Source organism: Enterococcus sp. ARL09-542, from assembly GCF_005234805.1.
In the GTDB taxonomy this organism is placed as follows: Bacteria; Bacillota; Bacilli; order Lactobacillales; family Enterococcaceae; genus Enterococcus_D; species Enterococcus_D gallinarum.
This window is the reverse complement of sequence record NZ_QPQX01000021.1, coordinates 1-22,855: the sequence shown is the minus strand read 5'-3', so window position 1 is coordinate 22,855 and position 22,855 is coordinate 1. Positions and strand designations below refer to the sequence as shown.

Annotated in this window: 19 protein-coding genes and 5 pseudogenes; 8 read left to right on the top strand and 16 right to left on the bottom strand. The window is 35.7% G+C overall.

Annotation, left to right across the window (positions count from 1 at the left end; genetic code table 11):
• Positions 1-86: 86 nt before the first annotated feature.
• The 6 genes from DVW06_RS15455 to DVW06_RS15430 all read right to left on the bottom strand — a co-directional run bounded on the left by DVW06_RS15455 (position 87) and on the right by DVW06_RS15430 (position 7,272).
• Positions 87-2,309, bottom strand: a complete 2,223-nt coding sequence (locus DVW06_RS15455; RefSeq protein WP_003128922.1) for an alpha-galactosidase — start codon at positions 2,307-2,309, stop codon at positions 87-89.
• Positions 2,302-2,907, bottom strand: coding sequence for a hypothetical protein (locus tag DVW06_RS15450; protein WP_137264832.1), 606 nt, complete (start codon positions 2,905-2,907; stop codon positions 2,302-2,304). Before DVW06_RS15450 ends, DVW06_RS15455 begins: the two co-directional genes overlap by 8 nt.
• A gap of 25 nt (positions 2,908-2,932) precedes the next feature.
• Positions 2,933-3,757 carry a carbohydrate ABC transporter permease gene (locus DVW06_RS15445; protein ID WP_002320610.1) on the bottom strand — a complete coding sequence of 275 codons (825 nt, stop codon included), beginning with the start codon at positions 3,755-3,757 and terminating at the stop codon, positions 2,933-2,935.
• Positions 3,758-3,760: 3 nt separating this feature from the next.
• A complete protein-coding gene (locus tag DVW06_RS15440; RefSeq protein ID WP_002320609.1) occupies positions 3,761-4,678 on the bottom strand; it encodes a carbohydrate ABC transporter permease in 918 nt (305 codons plus the stop codon).
• Between the two features lie 219 nt (positions 4,679-4,897).
• Positions 4,898-6,208 (bottom strand): ABC transporter substrate-binding protein, encoded by a 1,311-nt coding sequence (locus DVW06_RS15435; protein ID WP_003128918.1) that lies wholly within the window; start codon positions 6,206-6,208, stop codon positions 4,898-4,900.
• Positions 6,209-6,330: 122 nt separating this feature from the next.
• Positions 6,331-7,272 (bottom strand): glycoside hydrolase family 113, encoded by a 942-nt coding sequence (locus DVW06_RS15430; RefSeq protein ID WP_002372634.1) that lies wholly within the window; start codon positions 7,270-7,272, stop codon positions 6,331-6,333.
• A gap of 149 nt (positions 7,273-7,421) precedes the next feature.
• Here DVW06_RS15430 and DVW06_RS17715 point away from each other — a divergent pair, with 149 nt between their 5' ends.
• From DVW06_RS17715 to DVW06_RS15410, 4 genes and pseudogenes are all read left to right on the top strand, one after another.
• Entirely contained in the window at positions 7,422-7,553 is a 132-nt protein-coding gene (locus DVW06_RS17715; RefSeq protein ID WP_021150757.1) for a hypothetical protein, read from the top strand.
• A gap of 108 nt (positions 7,554-7,661) precedes the next feature.
• Positions 7,662-7,922 carry a hypothetical protein gene (locus DVW06_RS15425; protein ID WP_042620411.1) on the top strand — a complete coding sequence of 87 codons (261 nt, stop codon included), beginning with the start codon at positions 7,662-7,664 and terminating at the stop codon, positions 7,920-7,922.
• A 99-nt stretch (positions 7,923-8,021) separates the two neighbouring features.
• Positions 8,022-8,447, top strand: coding sequence for a hypothetical protein (locus tag DVW06_RS15420; RefSeq protein WP_041120328.1), 426 nt, complete (start codon positions 8,022-8,024; stop codon positions 8,445-8,447).
• Positions 8,448-9,550: 1,103 nt separating this feature from the next.
• Positions 9,551-10,776: pseudogene (locus DVW06_RS15410) on the top strand (tyrosine-type recombinase/integrase).
• Positions 10,777-11,103: 327 nt separating this feature from the next.
• Here the strand turns inward: DVW06_RS15410 and DVW06_RS15405 are convergent.
• Both DVW06_RS15405 and DVW06_RS17120 read right to left on the bottom strand, forming a co-directional pair.
• A complete protein-coding gene (locus tag DVW06_RS15405; protein ID WP_002348684.1) occupies positions 11,104-11,724 on the bottom strand; it encodes a hypothetical protein in 621 nt (206 codons plus the stop codon).
• 80 nt (positions 11,725-11,804) lie between these two features.
• Positions 11,805-12,215 (bottom strand): hypothetical protein, encoded by a 411-nt coding sequence (locus DVW06_RS17120; RefSeq protein ID WP_002364278.1) that lies wholly within the window; start codon positions 12,213-12,215, stop codon positions 11,805-11,807.
• A 29-nt stretch (positions 12,216-12,244) separates the two neighbouring features.
• Here DVW06_RS17120 and DVW06_RS15400 point away from each other — a divergent pair.
• Positions 12,245-13,423 (top strand): annotated as a pseudogene (locus DVW06_RS15400) (IS256-like element ISEfm2 family transposase).
• Positions 13,424-13,539: 116 nt separating this feature from the next.
• Here the strand turns inward: DVW06_RS15400 and DVW06_RS15395 are convergent.
• Positions 13,540-13,671, bottom strand: a pseudogene (locus DVW06_RS15395) (R3H domain-containing nucleic acid-binding protein); the annotation flags it as partial.
• A gap of 93 nt (positions 13,672-13,764) precedes the next feature.
• On the opposite strand from DVW06_RS15395, the gene DVW06_RS15390 reads away from it, so the two are divergent.
• Positions 13,765-14,541, top strand: coding sequence for a GntR family transcriptional regulator (locus tag DVW06_RS15390; protein ID WP_002298782.1), 777 nt, complete (start codon positions 13,765-13,767; stop codon positions 14,539-14,541).
• Positions 14,542-14,638: 97 nt separating this feature from the next.
• Here DVW06_RS15390 and DVW06_RS15385 read toward each other — a convergent pair whose 3' ends face one another.
• The 6 genes from DVW06_RS15385 to DVW06_RS15360 are packed head-to-tail and all read right to left on the bottom strand — an operon-like array spanning position 14,639 to position 18,810.
• Entirely contained in the window at positions 14,639-15,286 is a 648-nt protein-coding gene (locus tag DVW06_RS15385; protein WP_002322873.1) for an HAD family hydrolase, read from the bottom strand.
• Complete coding sequence (locus DVW06_RS15380) at positions 15,286-16,116, bottom strand: PTS system mannose/fructose/sorbose family transporter subunit IID (RefSeq protein WP_002298780.1); 831 nt, start codon at positions 16,114-16,116, stop codon at positions 15,286-15,288. The genes DVW06_RS15385 and DVW06_RS15380 overlap by 1 nt, the downstream gene beginning before the upstream one ends.
• Positions 16,116-16,865, bottom strand: coding sequence for a PTS mannose/fructose/sorbose/N-acetylgalactosamine transporter subunit IIC (locus tag DVW06_RS15375; RefSeq protein ID WP_002298779.1), 750 nt, complete (start codon positions 16,863-16,865; stop codon positions 16,116-16,118). The genes DVW06_RS15380 and DVW06_RS15375 overlap by 1 nt, the downstream gene beginning before the upstream one ends.
• A gap of 13 nt (positions 16,866-16,878) precedes the next feature.
• Positions 16,879-17,343: a PTS sugar transporter subunit IIB gene (locus tag DVW06_RS15370; RefSeq protein WP_002298777.1), complete on the bottom strand. Its 465-nt coding sequence runs from the start codon at positions 17,341-17,343 to the stop codon at positions 16,879-16,881.
• Positions 17,344-17,392: 49 nt separating this feature from the next.
• Positions 17,393-17,815 carry a PTS sugar transporter subunit IIA gene (locus DVW06_RS15365; RefSeq protein ID WP_002298775.1) on the bottom strand — a complete coding sequence of 141 codons (423 nt, stop codon included), beginning with the start codon at positions 17,813-17,815 and terminating at the stop codon, positions 17,393-17,395.
• A 20-nt stretch (positions 17,816-17,835) separates the two neighbouring features.
• Entirely contained in the window at positions 17,836-18,810 is a 975-nt protein-coding gene (locus DVW06_RS15360) for an SIS domain-containing protein (protein ID WP_002298774.1), read from the bottom strand.
• 224 nt (positions 18,811-19,034) lie between these two features.
• On the opposite strand from DVW06_RS15360, the pseudogene DVW06_RS15355 reads away from it, so the two are divergent.
• Positions 19,035-20,484: pseudogene (locus DVW06_RS15355) on the top strand (IS1182-like element ISEfa7 family transposase).
• A complete protein-coding gene (locus tag DVW06_RS15350; protein WP_137264831.1) occupies positions 20,481-21,026 on the top strand; it encodes an Asp23/Gls24 family envelope stress response protein in 546 nt (181 codons plus the stop codon). Before DVW06_RS15355 ends, DVW06_RS15350 begins: the two are co-directional and overlap by 4 nt.
• Before the next feature lie 239 nt (positions 21,027-21,265).
• Here the strand turns inward: DVW06_RS15350 and DVW06_RS15345 are convergent.
• Positions 21,266-22,550 (bottom strand): annotated as a pseudogene (locus DVW06_RS15345) (ISL3 family transposase).
• Positions 22,551-22,855 lie beyond the last annotated feature (305 nt).

The window sequence follows — 22,855 nt, the reverse complement described above, 5'->3', positions numbered from 1 at the left end:
GTCATGTTACCTCCACTTATGGCTTATCCTAATATCTTATCCTATCTGCTACCGAATGGAAATAGCCAGCCACTGTCCTTTTGAAATTATTTATCTACTCGTCGTAAATGATACAGTTGAGACGCATAATCCCCCGGCAATTGACGGGACCAATAGTCTTTTGCTCGACCGACATAGTTGCCACCCATAATCAAGCCAATGCTAGAAAGATCCTTACCGGAACGTAATTGTGGCAGTTGATTGATTTGATAATTAGCTTCCAAATCTAAACCGGCCAATAATAAACGACGATAAGCCGGATTCGGTTTACCCAACACTTGATAATCCGCCACCAAAGCTTCACTCAAATCTTTTGAAACTACCATCCAACTACACTGGGTATTATCAAAAGGACTATTGAGACGATAAAAACGCCCCTCGTGGATCAATTCTCGGTATTCTTTAAAGGTGGCAATCGCTGCTTTTACCTGTTGTAGCTCTACATCTGACATCCTCGTAATATCCAACTCCAAACCATAAGTACCAAACATCGCTACCTGATTACGAAAAGTCAGTCCTGGCGAACGCCCTACTTGATGATTGGGAATCTGTGACAAATGACTACCGATACTAGCTAATGGGTAAACCATCGAAGCCCCGTATTGAATTTTCAAGCGTTCGACCCCATCAGTATCATCACTGGCCCAAGTCTGGGGTGCATAGTAGAGTAACCCAGGATCAAAACGGCCACCGCCACCAGCGCAGGATTCAATCAACAAATCGGGGTATTTTGCTAAGATTTTTTCATACAGGTCATAAACACCTAAAATGTAGCGATGGAACAACTCTCCTTGATTACCATCGGCGAGGTAATTGGAAAATGGTTCTGAAATATAACGATTCATATCCCATTTCAGGTATGTAATTTTGCCACAAGCAAGAACGCAATCGATTTGCTGGAAAATTGTCTCCACCACTTCTGGGTTGCTAAAATCCAAGACAAACTGATTCCGTCCATGAGAGATTTGCTTCTCAGAATTACCAATTACCCACTCAGGGTGCATCTCATACAAGGGTGTATCCGTAGAAATCATTTCGGGTTCAAACCACAGCCCAAATTCCAAACCTAATTGATTGATTTTCGTCGCAAAGGCAGAGATCCCCTCTGGTATTTTGGCTAGCTGCACCTGCCAATTACCTAAAGAGCCGTTATCACTATTCCGAGTACCAAACCAGCCGTCATCCAACACAAACAGATCCACACCGATTGCTGCTGCTTTTTCAGCGATTTGTAATAATTTCTCACTGTCAAAATCAAAATAAGTGGCTTCCCAATTGTTGATTAAAACAGGTCGTTGCTTATGAGACCAGCGAGGTGATATCAAGTGCTCTTGGAAAAAATGATGGAAGCTTTGACTCATACCATTAAAACCGGCCTCACTATACACCAGTACTGCTTCCGGTGTCAAAAATGTGCTTTTTGGAGTTAATTGCCAAGCAAATTCAAAAGGATTGATACCCATTTGAATTCGCAAAATGTCATAAGTATCCAGCTGCAAACGTGCCACAAAATTGCCACTATAAATTAAGCTAAAGCCATAGATCTTTCCTTGTTCTTCCGTCGCATTGGACTCACAAACAGCCATAAAAGGATTGTGGACATGACTGCTGGCTCCACGAGTACTGGCGACTTCTTGCACACCATAAGCAATGGAATTTCTACTAATCTGGGTTTCTCTCGCCCAAGCTCCATCCAAGTGTAGCCAATCATAGTGCTGATTTGGAAGATCCAGATTAAAACTCAGACAGTCCAATAACTCAAAGGTCGTCTCACTAGGATTGATGATCTTCATTTGTCTGGTCACTACAGATTCTTCACCAAACAAGGTATAGTAAAGCTCGACTTGCAAAGGTGAATAACGATCTTGCAAGGTGATAATTAAAGTCTCCCCCGCTTCACCAAAACTGCCAGGCAAGCCAGAAAGTGCCTGTTTTCCTAATTCAATCCGATAGTGTTGATAGGTAAAGTGACTAATACGATCTCCTTTTGGATAGCGTACCCGTAGCATGGGATAGCGAAAATCAGTGGTACCATAGAGGCCCACTTCTTGTTTGATATGTTCCAACGAAGTAGTGTAGTTTTGCTTGATTTGGTTGTTAGCGGGACGTATTTCTCTTTCAATCAAAAAATCATATTGATCATAAATAGGAATACTACTTCCAAAATAGAGTTGTTCCAAGACGTCTAACTCTTCCATTACCCGAAAAATATAACTAATGTTCTGATTTTTTAGGTGAAACTCTCTTCTTTCAGGATTGACACTAATCATGATTTATTCCTTCCATTTCACGAAATTTTTGCGAGCCTTTTTTCAGTAAATAGGCCACTCCGCCAGGAGCCACCAAGAAAAACAGCAAGGGACTGACCAGCAATAATAGGATCCAAAAGGCATAGGACCCCAAGATGAAGCCATTTAGCAAACTGGGTCGTAATGTCTGAAGTAATAGCTGATACCCAATAGCAACAGGAGCTTCCTTCATTTCGTCATACGTCGCTGTTCCCAAGACCCAGTGTGCATTATAGAGTAAGAAAAGAAGCAAAGATAATCCCCCAGTAACTTTAAAAAACAAGCCTAGTGAAGTGCTACCGAGCCACGCACCAGATAAAAAGATCGCCAAGGACAAAAATACGCCCACAGATAGCACTTTTTCGCACAGTTTCGTAGGTGGTAGCTTCTTGGTTAGTCGACAGAGCTTTTCTTGTAAGGCTTCTGGATGGTCGACACAAAAAACTAACTTTTTATGGCTACTAACCCAGCCATAAATAAAGCCACCAGTGACTAACCAGCCCCAAAAATGCAAGGAACACTTTACTAGGACATAGAGTAATTCCACTGCAACTACTAATTTACTGGACTTCTCGGTCACCAGTAACCCTCCTTTTCCGGTAAGCTTATTTCACAGAACCAGCAACACCATTGTAAATGTATTTTTGCAAAGCCAAGAAGACAACCAAAATCGGTAAAATAACAATAATTACCCCGGCTAAGATCACTGGCCAGTTGGTTCCATAAGGGCCTTTGAATGCAAAGAGTGCCGTGGAGATCACTTTTAGTTTACGATCGGGCATATACAAGAATGGATTATAGAAATCATTGTAAACACCCACACCGCTGATGATTAGCATAGTGACAATAGGTGCCTTTAAGTTCGGTAAAATAATCCGCCAAAAGATACCAAAATAGTTGGCCCCGTCCAAATAGGCCGATTCGTCTAGAGAGACTGGGATTTCATCTAAGTATTGCAAAAAAACATAGATGGAAATCACATCTGTTCCCAAATTTAGTAAAATAACTGACCAAATCGTGTTGAACAAGCCAATTCCTTCAATGATTTGGAACGTCGCTACTTGACTAGTAATGCCAGGAATCAACATTGCCATCATAAACAAAGCCATAATCGGCTTTTTCAGTTTAAAATCAAAACGGCTCATAACATAGGCAAACATCGAGCCTAACAAAAGCTTACCTACCATACTAATTGAAAAAATAAGCAACGTATTTTTAAAACCTGTCAACATCTGACCATTGATAAACGCAGTTTTGTAATTACTAAAGTCCAATGACTTTGGTAGCGACAAGACACTGGTAGACAAAAATTCATTATTGGATTTGAAAGAGCCAATAAAAACTACCAGGATTGGTAGTACGGCAACCACTGCCCCGATAATCAAAATCAAATATTGAAGTATACGTCCGATAGAAAATTGTCTTTTCATCTTCTATGCCTCCTTCTCGCTAATAAATTTCCGTTGAATCAACGTCACCACTAAGACAATCACGAGTAAAATAACTGCCATCGCTGAAGCTAAACCAACTTTATTATACTTAAAGGCAGTATCGATGGTTTGGATTACAAAGGTCATGGTGCCGTTGGATCCTCCAGTCATAATATATGGAATATCAAAGACACTCAAGGAGCCGCTTATGCCCAAAATCAGATTTAGGAAGATGATTTTGCGAATACTCGGTACGATGATATAACGAAACTCATCCCAACGATTAGCCCCATCTATTTCGGCTGCTTCATAAACTTCTGGATTGACCGACTGGATTGCTCCTAAAAAAATCAAAAAGTTAAAGCCGGTATAACGCCACAAGGAAGTAAAGGCCAAAGAAATATTATTGATGGAGCGATCTCCTAACCATAGCCGAATTTGACTCTCCAAACCTAGCGCCGATAGCACTGTATCCAAAGTTCCATCACCTTTAAAGAAGTACAAGAAAATAAATCCAATTGCTACCCCATTTAGTAAGTAAGGGAAAAACAAAATCCCCTTCCAAAAATTAGCAAATTTGACCTTAAAGGACAAAATCGTTGCAAACAATAAAGCGACACCCAATTGCAAAAAAGTTGCAAAGAAGTAATACAAGCTGGTTTTAAAAACGGTAAAGTATTTTGGATTGGTTAAGACTGTCTTGTAGTTATCTAGTCCGACAAATTTACTGTCTGGGGAATAACCATTCCACTCTGTCAAACTGTACTGGAACATCTTCACTAAAGGATAATAAGATAACATTAATAATAAAAATACCGGAATAATGGTAAAAGTAAAGATCAAGATTCTTTTTTCAGTTTTTTGGCTAAAACGGGATTTTTTCACCGTCTTATTCATGGTAAACTCTCCCTGTTTATTCATGTTGGCTCCTCCTTATTCTAAAACCCCTCATATCGACCACGGTCCGCAATCGCTATGTACTCCTGCAAAAGAAGTTACTACCAAGATAAGTTTTCTTTACGACACTGTGCTTTTGCCTGGCACAAGTTGCCAGACAAAAGTTAGTGCCTACAATCAAAACTTTATTTGCTATCAATCAAAAGTCTTTTCCTAACTGCTAGGGTGACTTCTAAAAAAATTTTACTCTCCCACTTCTGCTATCGCATCTGACCAGCGTGTATTGAAGTCTTTCATAATAGCTTCGAAGCTTTCGTTAGAGTTACCAACTGCTGCATCGATGATTCGTTGCTTTTCAGCATCTGTCGTACCCAAACCTAGTTCAGATTGGTCATTGATTGAACTAAACAATGATTCTTTTCCGGCTGGTGCTGGATTTTCTTCAATTAACTCAACCCCAGCATCTTGTGCAGCCTTCAATGATTCTGGATAATCTGCTCCAATTTTTGCTGACAAGCCCCCGTTTTCTTCCGCGTAGTCTGATTCATTGACTAACCAGTCGATCAACTTGCGCGCCGCTTCTTTGTGCTTACTATGAACGTTGATCCCATAGTTATAATCTGCTCCAATTGGCAAATATTGTTTACCATCCTCGGCAGTCATTGGAAATGGTTGGAAGATAATGTCCTCAGCAGTATCAGCATTGATGTCTTTGATTTGTGGTACCGCCCAACTTCCCAAAACCATGATCCCAATCTTACCATTAGCCATATCTACTTTTGATTGTTCCCAATCAGATGTAGTTGGGTCAGCCTCAATCAACCCTTGATTGCTAACATCGTATAGGGTTTTATAAATCGTATTCATCACTTTACCCGCTGCAAATGGCTCTTTGTCTGAAGTCATCTTATTGGTAAAGTCTTTATCACCAGAAGCACCACTGCGAACAAAGTCCCAGTTTGATAATGTCCAACCAGCCGCATAGTTAGTATATAGCGGCATCACATCAGTATTTTTTTCTTTGATTGTTTTTAATGCTGCTACAAAATCTTCTGGTGTTTGTGGAAATTCGTCAATACCAGCATCTTTGAAGACCTTTTGATTGACCACCATCCCAGTGGCGTTCATCTGTGACGGTAAGCCATAACTCGTGCCATCATAGGACCGATCATTTAAACCCATATACTCTTTGCTGAGCTCTTCCTTTTTACCAAGTGGTTCAAAAAAGTTCCCATAATCTTCTGGCTTGATATCTCCTGGAATCATCAAAACATCCCCATATTCTTCACTATTCATCCGGGTTTTAATTTGGCCAGCATAGTCTGTAATCGTTTGAATTTCTACTTTGATATCCGGGTACTTCTCATTGAATTTTGTCATGTATTCATCCCATTTTCCATTGGTTTCCCAGTCGGTTTTGTGGTTGATGAAGGTAATGGTCTCAGTTTTCCCACCATCCTTGTCATTAGCTGAATCTTTGTTGTTTCCACATGCCCCTAGAACTAAACCTGCTACTCCCAAGACGATCATTGAACCTAGCATTTTTTTCTTCATGTTACTTCCTCCTATAAATTAATAAAGTGCTGTTACCAAAAACTGTTCATGGCCTGTTACGTCAGAAATGGAAAACGATTACATAAATATAATACTACATTCCCATTTCAAAGTATATACTTTTATATATATTGTTTTGTACTTTTGTAAAATTCTCGAATGATCGCCGCAGCCGGTTTACCGTAAACCCCGTAATCGTCGTCTTTGAGCGCCATCTCTCGCGAATATAACCGCGCCTTCCAGTCCCAAATACCAAAGCCTTGAATCCAGTTTCTCTTGTCACAAGCAGTAAACATCTTTTCAAACCATCGTGATTGCGCTATCATGCTAACTTCCCCTGAAAAACTCCAATCATTGGGTAGATATTGACTTCCTTCACGACTTGGACAACCCACTTCACAAAAGAAGAAAGGTTTTTGGTAGTGATTTACCACTTGTTCAATCCGATCCAATTCTTGTTCCCATTTGTCAATCGGATAATAGCCTGATGAAGAGATGACATCTACAGCATCCCACCAAGTTAGATTATTTTCTTGATACTTGTCACAATTATAAGTTAGTAGACCATTGTAATGCTGTCGAATCTGGGAAATAGTTTCCCGCCACTGAGCTTCCCGTCGATCACTATTAACCAATTCACAGCCGATTACCAACATGACACACCCTGTCTCTTCAGCGAGTTTTGCATAGTGATTCAGGTATTCACGATAGGAATCAAACCATTGGCTCCAAGTCGGCTCGCAGGGAACATCGTAATCAAAAAAATTGATGTGCGCTCGCCACGTACCATCTGCCACATTGACCATGGGTTTCAAGATTACTTTCAACCCGATTCCCTGAGCGTAAGCGATCATCCCTTTCACTTCTGCATCTATTAAAACGTTGTCACTTTGCCAATCGATTTTGGTAGACTGAGGATGAGCTTGTGTGACAGTAATTGGTAATATCACATGACTTGCAGCTAACTCTTCTTTCATCATGCGTAATGATTCTCGACTCATTGGATCTTGCCAGTCTCCCCGTTGGCTCATAAACCCAAAAGTTATCCCATTGATAGTTTCCATCTTTTCACTTCTCCACGTTTTATTTTGTAATCGATTTCAATTCTATATTATAAAGGACGAAGAAGAAAAAAACAATAAAAATATATACTTTTGATTATAATGATTTATACAATATGATATAGTAAATATAATAAAATTGGAGGTCTTTTTTGGATAAGAAAAAATTGTACACGCAGCTCACTCAAAAAATCATCCCCTTCTGGCAAGGTAAGATGGATCTAATTCATGATGGTTTTTACGGTCGTCGGGATAAGATCCCACTACTAATAAGAGCTGCTTGATGAACGCCCGGTATTTATGGAGTTTTAGTCATTGCTGCCGCATTTTACAAGACAAATCCTTAACTGAGTCTTTTTTAGCTAGCCTAAAGACTGCTGCGAATCCTGCCTATGAATTTTTCCGGTAAGTCTGTTGGGACCAGGAAAACCCAGGGGATCTTCTGGGAGCTAACCGCAACTGAAATACTCTCTGATCCCAATAAAACCACTTATGCTAATAGTTTTGCCCTCTATGTTCTTAGCGAGTATTACTTAGACTTTCATGATCTGTCTGCATTAAAAATGGCAACCACGCTCTTTAGTTTTCTCGAAAAGAAGTCTTATGACCCTCTTACAAATGGTTATCAGGAGGATTTTTCCCACAACTGGTAGCCCGTTCCCTCCCAATCAATCGGACCCAGCGATTTGCCAGATCTAGACTTTACCACTAATACCCATTTGCACTTTTTAGAGGCATATATAAATTTCTACATGACGACGCCAACATTCGATGTAAAAACTACCTTGCAAAGATTACTCATTGTCTTTACAGATAAGATTGCGACCCCAGCAAACTGCCTCCAATTTTTCAATGCTGATTGGTGTCCTCTAAGCCAAGAAATCAGTTTTAGCCATGACATTGAAACCATTTGGGTATTGCAACGGACTTTGACTGTTACTAGTATCAAAGATGTGCAAGTCAGTCAATTTATTGAAAATCTTGGTACTCAAGTAGCTACCAAAGGCTTCGATAACAACAAAATCATTTGTGATCATTCAAATACCCTTCAAACCTCGACTCGAAAAACTTGGTGGACGCTAGCAGAAGCAATCATCGGCTTTTACAACCTGTATCAATTAACTAATAGTAAGGTCTATTATGAATTGGCTACTCACCACTTCGAAATGGTAGAATGAAACTTTGTGGATACTCGATCTAACAGTGAATGGTATGCCTACCTCATCAATGATGGACACCAGATTCTACAGAAGATATCGCCAACGCTTGGAAAGGCCCCTTACCATACCTGTCGTATGTACACAGAAACAATTGCACGCCTATCTAGGTAAGAAAAACAGGACGACCTGACTTCTAGAGAATCATTCGAATTGTAGTGACATCGCAAAAAGCCAACTAAAGAACAGTTGGCTTTTTGATAGTTTATTTTAGTAATTTCTGCTTAGATGCAAATATATGCGCAAATGGTTCTTTAGCTCTTGGTTATCCTTAATACTACAACCTAATTGATTCTCTCCAGCAACTCCACCCTATTTTTCATAATTTTTGAATTAAAATAAAGGTAATCCCTTTTAATTTTCTATCTTTATTTCAATATCAGAATTTATTATTTTAAATTTTTACATACCTGTTTATGAAAAACTAAATAATCTGTCAAAAAAAAATGATTGTTCATTTCTAAATATGTTTTCCAATTTTAAAATCTTTTTTAGCATTTTTGTTTCCTTTTCATATGGTTTTTCGTTGTTAATAGTGACTAGGATGATATTCCTATTTTGACCATTGACAATTAAATATAATTTTTGAATAACGTTCCCTGCTATTCGAGCTAAGAATTCAAGTACGCCATGACCTATTTAGCGATAACTACTTAGAGATTTCTTTTTGTTTTGGGAAGACAAAATGCCATGACAATAGCAGTAGATAATGATACTTCCGTAAGGCTCACCGTAAACTGGGGAGAGGTGAAATTCCTATGTGCTTACCCAAGGCAATTCAAAAATTTTAGTTCATTTATAAGGGGATGATTTTATTAAATCAATAGTCTATCTAAACAAAAAACAAACCTGTGAGTTTTTAGGAATTGATAACAATACTTTAGATAAATGGATTCGTATATATAATTTTCCCGTAATAAAAATAGACGGTATAATTCGCTTTGATGTAGAAGATATCAAAGGCTTTATGGATACGTTCAAAAAGATTTGAATTTTACTTTTGACTGCATATACTAAAAGTAGCGAAATATACTGTCTTACTTTTTTATTAAGGAGTGAGGAAGTTGCCTACGAAGCTTTCAAATGGAAAATATAAAACTAATTTGAGATATCCAAAAAAATTTAAAGAAATTACAGGTATCAGTTCAGAAAAATTCCAAAAAACATTTCCAACTAGGCAATTGGCTATTAAAGCCGAAAATGAAATGAAAAAGAAAATCGCAAAAGTCTTAAGAGAGGAGAATGCAAATTCATTAGAGCTCAAAGGTCAAATAAAATTCAAGGAGTTTTATAAATCTAAATGGCTTCCTAGATATGAGTTAGGGCAAACTACTAGATCCCATAAAGCTCCAAGCGATATAACCATCATTAATACAAAGAATTTATTTCGATTGCATATTCTGCCTATATTTGGTGAGTATGCCATGAGCTATCTTAATGCAAATACCGAAATAATATCAGATGAACTCACAAAAAAGTCGAAGGAATATGCAAACATAAAAATCATTAAATGCTATGTTCGTTCCATGTTTGATATTGCAGAGGTTCTAAATTATATTGAATTTAATCGTACAACAAAAATAATTCAAAGTATTACTGCACCTAAGAAAGTTGCTCTGGAAGAAAAAAGAATACGAGAAGGAAAACAAGCTTTATCTTCGAAAGAACTCACTGATTGGTTAGACGCTGTAAGAGATGATTTCAATGATCAATTACTTTCCTTTCACGATTACACTCTTTTTATGCTTACTTTATATCTTGGGGATAGAAAGAGTGAGACCTATGCTTTGCAATGGAAATACATTGATTTTGAAAACCAAACAGTCCGTCTTAAATATGCCTTGGATAAACACACAAAAAAGAAATTTACAAAAGGTCGAAAAGATACTATTATCCAAGTTCCGGAAATTGTAATGACACTATTGCAAGAATGGAAATCAGTGCAAGCTGAACAACTATTGAAGTTGAAAATTAAACAGACACCTGACCAATATCTTTTTAGTTACTCCAAACCTTCTGGTGAAGTAAATTGTCCAGTCCATACTGATTACTTAAATTATCGAATTAATTCTATAAAAAAAAGACATCCCATTTGGTTCATTTAACTCCTCATAAACTTCGACATACTTACGCAACTTTAGCTAGACAAGGTGGGGCTGATATGAATCAAATTTCTAACGCTTTGACACATTCAGTTATTTCAACTACAAAAATTTATGTGAATACACCTGATTTAGTTGATAAAGCTGTGTTCGAAGCGTTTCAGCGAGGATTACAAAAATCTAATTAATGTGTTCTAGAATGTGTTCTAAATATAAAAAAAAGACACTTTCCAAATAATTGGAAAGCGTCTTGAACGTTGATATATAAAGAATATTAACGTTTTGAAAACTGTGAAGCTTTACGAGCTTTCTTAAGACCTGGTTAAACAAAACTCTATTTTATTGCATTTTACAGGAATGTATTTCATGCGAAATTAATAAGTCTTTGTTTATAGAGTTTTACTAGGGTATAAAAAGTTGTATGTTATCATTACCTCAAAACATTACCTCAGCTTGGCGAGTTGGTTGATTGAAGAATAAATCATTTATCTAGATATCTCAATAAAAAATGATTTCTAAGAAATTTGTATTTTCGTGTTATTATTTTTTTGCCCTATCAAAATTTCTAATTCTTCTAGCGTAATATGATTATGACACATAATCGATTCAATTACTTCAATACCTATTTTTTTCGAGAAAGATCCCTTTTGTTCACTCACAAAAATACTTTCAGAAGACATATATAAGGAACGAAGTTTTGGAATTAGTATATCGTACAAATAGACCACCATAAAATCGTCCTTGCAACCATTCTCAAAAAGAATTAAATTTGCTGATTGTGTTACATATATCACTGAATTACATTCATGGTCAATTCCAAAAACAATTTCTACTTCATTTTCTTTTCTAATTCGCGCAGTTACATTTTTCAAACTTTCACCATTACTTATAAATGCTTTAGTTACTGTAAGCTCTGATGTTTGTTCAGATATTCCTTTTATAATATTTTGTTCATCAGCCACATTCCCCATAAATCCGCCGATTCCTTTTAAGTAATAATTCTCACCTAAGAGTCGCTTGCATTCACTGAATTGATAAAAAAACCAGTTAAAAAAATCTTCTGGAAAAATAAATTCTGATCGAACTTTATTTATATTTTTAGCTCCTATTAATTTTATAACTCGATTAATGTTCACTTGCTGCGATGAACATATAACTGAATAAATTGAGTTGTTTAATTCAAAAAAACAACTTTAACATATGCATCATTAATTCGTTATTTTTTAGGTAGATATTGATCATTGTTATCTCTCTTTTTTTGCTTCCCATACTCCAGCTTAGAAATTGCCGTTATAAAATTTATTTTAAAGGTGACTTTTTCCCCTGAAGTATCGGTAGTAGGAATACTTAATACCTCAGCTTCTGAGGAGGTATCCCAATTATAGTTATACTTTGCATCATCACCATAAAGAACAATTCCATTTTTTTTATCTTGTGCCGTTAGCTTTACTGGTTCGCTTACTTTTCTTGTTAATATCTTGGACTTTACATCATCGATATTGCTTATTTTATCAAGCTTAAATAATTTACAAATTAATTTCGTACTAGTTTTTATATTTGACGAGAGTGTAAAATATTTTGTGTAAATAGAAAAAAGGAAGTCCCTTCTGTAGAATAGAGTTACCACAACACATTCACAGAAAAGAGGACTTCCATATGAACGATTTTACTACAGAAATTCTAAAGACTCTAGCGAACAAAGGCGATTTGAATGAATTATTCCGTGTCCATTTGGAAAAAGCTGTCAATACGCTTCTCAAAACGGAGTTAACGGCTTTCCTCGATTACGAAAAGTACGATCGCATTGGTTTTAACACGGGTAATTCTCGTAACGGCTCCTATGACCGTACGGTCAAGACCGAGTACGGGGAACTTCATCTCCAGATTCCGCGCGACCGCAACGGCGAGTTCAAGCAACAGACTGTTCCTGCTTATAGACGGACGAATGATACCTTAGAGGAGACCGTCATTCACCTCTTCCGAAAAGGTATTACCATGTCGGAAATCGCAGACTTGATTGAGAAAATGTATGGGCATCACTACACGCCCCAAACCATGTCCAACATGACTAAAGTGCTGACTGAAGAAGTAAATGCATTTAAAGTTAGAACTCTAAATGATAAGTATGTCGCTATTTTCATGGATGCTACTTATATTCCTTTAAAACGGCAAACCGTCTCCAAAGAAGCAATCTATATTGCCATTGGTATACGAGAAGACGGCACTAAAGAAGTACTAAGTTATGCGATTGCTCCGACTGAATCGACCTACGTTTGGAATGAGTTGTTACAGGACATTTACTCCAGAGGGGTTCATGATGTCTTACTGTTTATTACCGATGGCTTAAAAGGCATGAAAGATACGATTCACCAGATTTATCCTAAAGCTAAATACCAACATTGCTGTGTTCACGTTTCCCGTAATATTGCTCATAAAGTACGTGTCAAAGATCGAAAAGAAATCTATGATGATTTTAAGGCTGTTTATCAAGCTAGCTCAAAGGAAGAGGCAAATACCTTTTTAGGGAGTATGATTGAGAAGTAGCAAAAAACTTATCCTAAAGTGACGCAGTCACTGATAAAAAATCAAGATTTATTGACTTTTTATGAGTTTCCGCCTGGTATCCGCCGAAGCATTTACTCAACTAATTTAATCGAATCTTTCAAGAAACAAATCAAGAAATACAGCCGCAGAAAAGAGCAGTTTCAAAATGAAGAATCACTAGAGCGTTTCCTAGTATCCATCTTTGATACATACAATCAAAAATTCTTAAATAGAAGCCATAAAGGCTTCCAACAAGTGACGGATACATTAGCTTCAATGTTTACTGAGTAACCCATTATTTTGCAGAAGGACGAGTTATTTACACAAAATTATTGACGCTCCCAATAAAAAAACAAACAAAGTAAAATAATCTACTTTGTTTGTTTTTATTTTAATTAATATTGAATTTATAAAATTGTCTTATCACTTGGTTCCACAACCAAGTAGCGATAAGGCTCATCCCCTTCAGAATGAGTGGTAACATAAGGATTTTTACTTAAAACAGAATGAATTTGTTTTCTTTCAAAAGCGGGCATTGGTTAGTCAAAGACTAATTCATTTATATTTATATCTTAATCTTTTATTTTAATAAATTGTGATATAATGAAGTATAACTTTTTAGGGAGTGTACTATGAATTTTCAAGATAATAGACCATTATATCTACAAGTAGAAGCTTCTATACGTAACGATATTCGTGAAAAAAAATATCTTCCAGGAGAGCAATTACCTACAGAAGAAGAATTATGTAAAATTTATGGAGTAAGTAAGATTACCATTCGAAAAGCTTTTAAACTTTTAACAGAAAGTGGAACAGTTGAACGATTAAGGGGGAAAGGGACCTTTGTAACTCAAAAAAAAGAAAGTTTAAAATTAGCTGGAGTTCATGGATTTAGCGATTCTCTTTCTACCCGAGGACATAAAATTAGATATACTGTTTTACATTCTAAAATTATAAAGGCTGATGAGTTTTTAGCTAATAAATTACAAATCAATGTAACTGATAGAGTTTACAATATTAAACGTTTAATGTGGGAAGACGGTGCCCCTATGGGAATTGATAATTTTTTCGCATCAGAAGAAAAATTTCCAACTTTATTTGAAAAAGGTAGCCAATATACTTCATTATATAAACTTCTAGAAGATGACTATGATGTCAAAGCTACGAGCTCTATTATGGAAATAAACGGTTTATCTGCAACACCTGAGCTTTCCGACTTATTGCAATGTATAGTAGGAGATCCGCTATTTATTTTAGAAAAGGTTGGCAAAGATAAAAATAATCAACCATTTCATTATTCTCAATCCACAGTTCGTTGTGATAGAATTAGTTATGTTATTGAAGTCACAGAAAATATCACTTTAGATACGGTGCATAAAAATGATTCAGATCCTAAAGTAATAGATTGATATTAAAAGAAATCATACCCAAAGCAATCAATTTTGATTAGATTTGGGCATGATTTTTATTTTTACTAATATTCTCTAAATACATCAAAAAACTTATTTATATTCCAAATTTCACCTGTACTTCTTGTCGCAGATATTTAATATCGTAAATAACATCATCTGCTAGACTTACATCTTGAGAAAAACGTTTATCTTTAATTGCAAGAACCTTCATATTTGCTCTTTTACCAGCTTTTATACCATTATAAGAATCTTCTATCACCAGACATTCTTCAACTGGAATTCTGAGCTGTTCTGAAGCTTTAAGGAATATAGTAGGATTAGGTTTACTTTCTGGCAAATCTCTTCCGCTAATTAAACAATCAAAATATGACTCTATTTTACAAGTGGTAACAACTTCATTTATAGTATCCATTGGACTGGAAGAAGCAATTGCCATTTTTATTTTTTTCTTTTTTAACCATTCAAGCTGTTCAATTAGTATATTAGGAAAAATATCCAAGTAATTAATCTTTTGCGATTTCCAATATTTAGTAAATTTTCCCTTCAATTCTAAACTGTTACATCCCTCATTGTACTTTTCTATATCATCAAAAATACTTGCTGTAGTTCCAATCTTTTTTTGATAAGAATACAAAGGATAGCTTAAATTTTCTTGTTTTAAAAAATTAAATACCCACTTTTGATACATAATCTCGCTATCAATTAAAACTCCGTCCATATCAAAAATTAGAGCCTTAATCATTATAAGATACCTATTATACTTAAAACAAACCCTGCCAAAATACAACCTAATAAGAGCATATTTGTACTAACATTTTTCTTAATCAATTTATATATTCCCAAAGTACATACAAGTGGTAATAATCCAGGAATAATGGAATCAAGTAAGTCTTGTAAAACAAGTTCTGTTCCCCCTGTAGTGAATTTTAAAGGGGTGACAATTGGCACCATGCTAGCCACCATTCCACCTACTACAGCCAAACCAATGATAGAAGCAAATTGCATTACTCGATCCATAAGACCTTCTTGATACAATTTAGTAAGGTATTTATTGCCAGACTCATATCCTAATTTACCGCCGTAAAAAACAGCTAAAATAGAAGGTATAGCAAAAAGGCCAACAGCTAAAATCGGTCCTAAAATACTACCTTGCTTAGCAAAAGACAATCCAATCCCAAATGTAATAATTCTTAAAGTACCTTGGAAAAATGAATCACCAATTCCAGCAAAAGGACCCATTAAACTGGTTTTAATCATGGAGATAGATTCAGTATTAAAGTTTCCTTCTTCTGCTTGAGCATTTTGTTCTTCCATAGAAGCACAAAGTCCCATAATAAATGGAGTCATTTGAGGCGTACAGTTAAAAAATGCCATATGACGAGTATAAGCTTCTCTTTTTTTCTCTTCATCATTTTTATAAACTTTATTTAAAATTGGCGCCATCCCATACATAAATCCCATATGCATTTGTCTTTCATAATTCCACGAACACATGATTGTCCATGAACGAAGACACATCTTATGAAGATCTTTTTTTGTGATTAAACGTTTTTTTTCTGTACTATTTTCCATTAACCATGCGCCTCTTCTCTTTTTCCATATTTAACTTGATCCATTACAAAGGCAATCAGAGCTGCAAAAATTGTCACGCCAATTAGTGAAAGACCTGAATAGGCAACAATAAAGAATCCAAAAATAAAGTAAGGATATAATTTTTTACTCAACATTGTGCTTAATAGCATTGCAAACCCTAATGCGGAAAGCATATTTCCAGAGACAGTCAAGGCGTCTGTAATCATTTCTGGAATTTTATCTACTAAATCTGCCACAACGTCAGCACCAAAATATACTGTTAAAAAGATTGGAATAAAGTAAACAAAAGCATTAAAAATAAATGACCAATAAATATGAATAATTTGAGCTTTTCTAAATTTATTATTTTCAATGGCTTTATCTGCAGCATGTCCAAATTGAGCAATTATCATGCGCATGATAATACTCATAAATTCACCAGCTACAGCCACTGGGATAGCTATTGTTAAGGCTGTTTCTGTACTACTATTAGTTAAAATTGCAAAAGCAGTGGCAATAATACTACCAAGTTGCATATTAGGAGGTCCAGCCGCCCCAATTGAGACGAATCCCATAGAAATTAATTCTAAAGATGCCCCAAGAACAATCCCTGTATGCAAGTCACCTAGCACAAGTCCGGCAAGTGTACTCAAAATTAGTGGTCTACCAATATTTTGTCGACCAATTAACCTGGAGTCAATAACAGCTACCACACCAACTAAACCTAATAAAATGGCTTTTAATAACATTTATTTTCCCCCCTTACTTACTAAAATCTACATTTTCAATACTTGAAGATGGGACTTGTTGCACAAATATTTTCACTTCTTGATCAAGAATTTTTTTTGTGGCTTCTAATTCTTCAGGAGTTAAAAAGACTGCCTTTCCATATTGTTTGGACTCGCTTTTCTTAGACACACCGCCAAAATTAATTTCTTTAATTTCTGGTAAATTTTGAACTAATTCAAAAGCTTCCTTAGGTCCTTTAATTAAAATCATGTAATTATCATTTGGGGATGTTTCCATAATCCCTTTAACATCACTAATTTTAACAATGTCTAATTTGCAATCAGCAGGTTTAGCAATTGTCAAAGCCATCACAGACATTGGATCTCCTGGAACTTTGTTATCAGCCACAATAATATGGTTAATATCATACTGTTTAGTCCAAGAAAATATTACTTGTCCATGAAGTAATCTGTGGTCTACACGCACTAATTTAATCATTCTATTTCCTCCTTCAATTTTTAAAATTTATAGAATAGAAATTGCCACCTTAACTGACATCTTTTAAAAGCGAATTAATATGAACCATACTTTTTTGAGAGTTATTCAGTAATTCCTTAAAATCTATTTCTTCTATAGATTTACCAGCTGACTGGGCCATTAATAACTCCAGTAAAAGAGGTAAATTAATCCCAGCAATAATTTGAATTCTATTGTTGTTCAACTGTTTAATAGAAACATTATTAGGTGTTCCTCCAATTAAATCCGTTAAAATAATTAGAGGTTGCAAATGATGCTGACTAATTATTTCTTTCATACTCTCCTCAAAATCATCTGGACTAGTATTTTCTTTAAATGGAACAGCACTAATACCTGTGGCGTCATTCATTAAAATTAATTTTGTTGCCTTTAAATAACCCTCACAAAGGGTAGAATGTGTTGTAATCACAATGTGAAATAATTGATTTGCCATCTTTTGCAACCTCCTATTAATTAATATTTCATTTGCCACATATAGCGTCTAACATCTAAGGAATGGCCTCTTTCAAAAGCAATCGCTTCTACCATTTGGCGAATAACAACGCCACTAAGTACAGCTGCAATATATTCTTTCGCTACACTATCTATAGATTCTAAGTCAAAATCAGCTTGGTCTAAAACCATTAATTTATTACTGAATTTTTTAGTGAAGTCTTCTACCCGTTGATCTAAAAATCTTGTATCTCCAATACTTTTCACTAAGATGAATGGTACATCATAATCAGTGATTTCAAAAGGACCATGGAAAAATTCCCCAGAATGAATAGCATTAGAATTAATCCATTGCATTTCCATGAACCAGCAAGCTGCTGTGGAGTAAATTTCTCCGTAATTAATACCGCTACCAATTGTGTAAATAATTTTATCTCGTTTTTGGTTTTTACCCCATTCTTTAGCAGTTATTTCAAATTTGCTCTTTTCAGCAATAACAAGATCATTTAACTTATCAAATTCATTCAAGCAAGTTTCCCATTTTTTAGAGCCATCTAAAACAAGTAAAATATTAAATAATAAACCATAAAGAATTCCTTTATTTAAATCACTAGCATCAACATCTTTACCCCAATCATAGTGAACAGGATATTCAGCTGCTTCCCATAGAGGAGATCCTTCTTCATTAGATAAACAAATAGTCATTGCTCCAAATTCTCTTGCTTTTTTTGTTGCTTCTACAGTTTCTGGTGTTGTGCCAGAATGGGAACAAGTGATAACTAAAGAATTTTCAGATAATCCTTTTGGTATAGCATAGTTAAATTCGTTAGCAGTATAAACATGACAAGGTACAGTTAATTCTTTATCAAATAGATATTGACCAGCCATTAAAACGGCTTGTGAACCCCCACATGCTGTAAAATATACATGATCAATTGTCTTTTCCTTTAACGCTGCCATTGCTGTTTCAATCTGTTCTTTGTGTAGTTGTCTCATTTCTTTATCCCTCACTCTAATATGTATTATAAAGTTATATAACTTTACGATACCTATTATCTATGAAATTGCTTTATTTTGCAATACTATTTTTCAAAAAAATTTTTTATAACAATTTTATATAATAAAATGCCAGACTGTAGACAAAGTCCATTTTATGGATGATGTCTACAGTCTTTTCTTTTATAATAGATTTATGAAAACGAATGCAAGGAGTGATAGCTATGATGTCTAAAAACAATACGAATGGTAGAAATCAATTTGCGATGCTTACGATTGATGATCTAGTTCCTCAAGATCATCTCGTTCGAAAGATTGATGCCGCGCTTGATTTTGAATTTATTTATCCAATCGTCGAAGCCACTTACTCCGATTTAGGTCGCCCAAGTATCGATCCAGTGATTCTGATCAAATTGGTGTTTATTCAGTATTTATTCGGTATCCGTTCCATGCGACAAACCATTAAGGAAGTCGATACCAATGTCGCTTACCGCTGGTTCTTAGGCTACTCCTTCGAGGAGAAAATCCCCCATTTCTCAACTTTTGGAAAGAATTATGTTCGCCGATTTAGAGAAACGACGGTGTTTGAGGATATTTTTGCCTATATTTTAGAACAAGCAGTTAAAGCAGGTTTTGTAACAGAGGATAATTTGTATCTGGATTCTACCCACATCAAAGCTAACGCCAATAAACATAAGTTTACGAAAGAAATGACCCATGATGAAGCGAAAGCCTATCAGGATGAATTAGAAGATGAGATCAATCGTCAACGAATAGAGGCTGGAAAACGCCCTTTTACTTTGGACTTAGAAAAGGAAGTGAAGCTGAAAGAAAGAAAGAAAGATAAGTAAAGCTGATCCGGAAAGCGGCTACTACGTCAAAGGCGAACGAGAAAAACAATTTGCTTATTCTGCCCATACTTCATGCGACGACAATGGATTTATTCTTAGCACAATCATCACTCCTGGAAATATTCATGACAGTCAAGTCGCCTTTCAGCTCGTCAAACAATCGAAGAGACTTTTTCCTGAAATCAATTGTGTTGTCGCTGATGCTGGGTATAAGACACCTAAGTTTGTTCACTTTTTGACTCATTTGAACCTTCGACCTTGTTTGCCTTATTCAAGGCCCAAAGGGAAAAAGGGGCTATTATCAAAAAATGAGTTTCTCTATGACGAGTATTTTGATTGTTATATTTGTCCGCAAGATCAAATGCTCGCTTTTTCAACGGTTACTCGAGAAGGGTACCGAGAATACAAATCCAATCCAAAAGAATGTGTGAACTGTCCTCTGCTAAACCAATGTACCAAAAGTAAAAATCATCAACGAGTCATCACGAGACATGTTTGGGGAGATCTGATGGATGAAGTGGAACATCTTCGCCTAACAGATCTGAATAAATCAATTTACAAAAAACAGAAACAAACGATTGAACGAATATTTGCGGATGCAAAAGAAAAGCATGGGATGCGCTGGACCAAGTATCGAGGCTTGGAAAAAGTCGCGACGCATACGATGCTAGTGTTTGCTGCAATGAATTTAAAGAAATTAGCCACCTGGCTATGGAAAGGCAAGGAGCCTTTATTTTTTTGTTCAAAAATTCGAAACGAAGTAGATAAAAAGCTGTTCCAAGCTCGAGTTACGAGTTTGGAACAGCTTTTGTCTACAGTCTGATATCAAAAACTTTTGAGGATGTTAAAGGAGAACTAGTTTTTGAAGATAAAGTAATCCAAAAAATAATTGGAATTGCGATAGATAAGATTGACGGTCTTTTAACGATTGATGGAGGTTTCTTCTCAAATATAGCTGGTAAATTAGTGAATACAGATAGCAATACTTCTGGTGTGGATGTTGAAGTAGGAAAAAAACAAGTTGCAGTAGATCTTTCAATAGTAGCTGAGTATGGTAAAGATGTAACTTCAATTTATGAAAAAATGAAACAAGTTATTTCAGAAGAAGTTAAAAAGATGACAGGATTAGATGTGATTGAAGTTAATGTAAATGTTGTAGACGTAAAAACGAAAGAACAACATGAAAAAGATTCTGTTACTCTACAAGATCATCTTTCAGATGCTGCTTCTGTAACTAGTGAATTTGTCACAAAACAAACCGAAAAAACAAAAGAAGCTTTTGGCACAGCAAGTGAAAAAGTAAGCGATGGTGTCCAAGATGTTAAAGACAATGTTAAAGAAGCAAAAGAACCACGGGTCAAATAATTATCAGTTTCTTTAATTTAAAAATCTCCTAATAAAATAGATACGGAATAATAAAAGTCCCGTTCTATTGGCTCTTCGACATTTAGTGTTGGTAGAGAAAGATACAACTGAAAATTTAGTTATAACCAGTTAGGTAGAGTGCTTAACTTATTTTTGTGGCTCTTTGTCAATAAGGACTGATGAGTTGTGCAAAATCAAATCTGGGTCAGAATGAACCACATTCTGGCTCAGATTTTTTGTTATCTCACTTTGATTAATTGATTGATCAAAGAGATTCTAATCCTCATGTTCTCGAATGATTTAAATCCGTAGGATACTCGTTTTATCACTTTTATCTTGTTGTTTGTTCCTTCCAATGCACCATTGCTATACCTGGTTTTTAAAGCATATTGAATCCCTAATTTATATTTATTTAAAAACGTCAGTTTCTTACAAAACCATTGTGGGAGGTATTGATCTAAGCTGTTGATCGTATCGAAAAAGCTTTGGCTGTCCTTGTGTTTAAAGTGATAGAGGTGTAGCTGACAGGTCTCGTAAGCTCTTGTTAATTGCTCGTCATAACTCAAAAGTTCATCGACGATCGCTTTTTGCGTCATTGGTCTACAAAAGGATCGATTATATTGATAATTGGAACTATACAGATCATAGGCATACTTAATGAGTAATTTCCAGAATCGCTTCAATCGTCGATACTTTTTCGGTTCTGTTTTTTGAAAGCTATTCATTGTTTTAATTCGCAACTGATTTAATGCCCGAGTGATTTGTTGGACAATGTGAAAGCGATCGGTCACGATTTTGGCGTTTGGGAAAGACCGCCTTTACAAGTTCAAAATAATGGGCATTCATATCCATCACGACGTATTTCACGTTCGCTCGTGCTTTTCGAGTGAATGAATTTAAGGAAATATGGTTTTAAGAAAGCCAGGCGGCGATTCTCCAATACACCGATTAATTACTGGGTCAGCCCATTCATAAAAACAAAACTCATTTTTCCACTGCAGGACTTCATCGATTTGAACTCGTCAAAACAAAGGACCGAAGGTAATGTGTCAAAACGAGGATGATACGTTTTTAAACAGGTGTGCAGGACACGCAGAACGGTTACGTCAGAGACAAAATAGCGATTGGCAATTTCTTTTCTTGTTGTATTCTTCGCCAGTTCCAAGGCAATTTGAACCTTTAATTCCTTTGAAAGATAGCAGTTTTCATCCACCAAATTGGTCTGAGCGTTGCGTTGAATGTCGACTGACATTCTTTACAGTAAAAGTGCGTACCTACCAAGCGTAATTCTGTTTTGGTTGCTCGATAAGGTAAAAGTTGGACTTTTGTTTTGTGTGAGCCATTCTTGATGATTTGTCCTTCATTTTTGATGCCACATTTACGGCAATCGCTTGGTATATAGCTAAGTTTGGCATGGATAAGATTGGTGCGAAACCTCTCTTCTTCTACAGTCTCTAACCATTCTTCTTCGAAGAATAAATTTTCATCTGTTAAACCTAACAATTTTCTAGTACAATGATCCATGGAGATATCCTTTTTTGGTTTGGTTTTGTTTTAGTCGACTAAATTCTACCAGTTAGGCTATCTCTTTTTCTATCTTTTTTTACAAAAAAAGTGTCAGTAGAAAATCCGTAGATTTTCCACCAACACTAAATATTGTAGAACCAAATTTTATTTTATTGGAAATAGAATTTTCTGTAATTTATCTCTATGAAATAATTATTTTTACGATATTTAGTTTTTCTATATATATGGAATGGCAACACTTTTCTAGACAAAAATTATAAGGTCTGTTTATGACACCATATCCAGTTGCCCTTGACAACGAG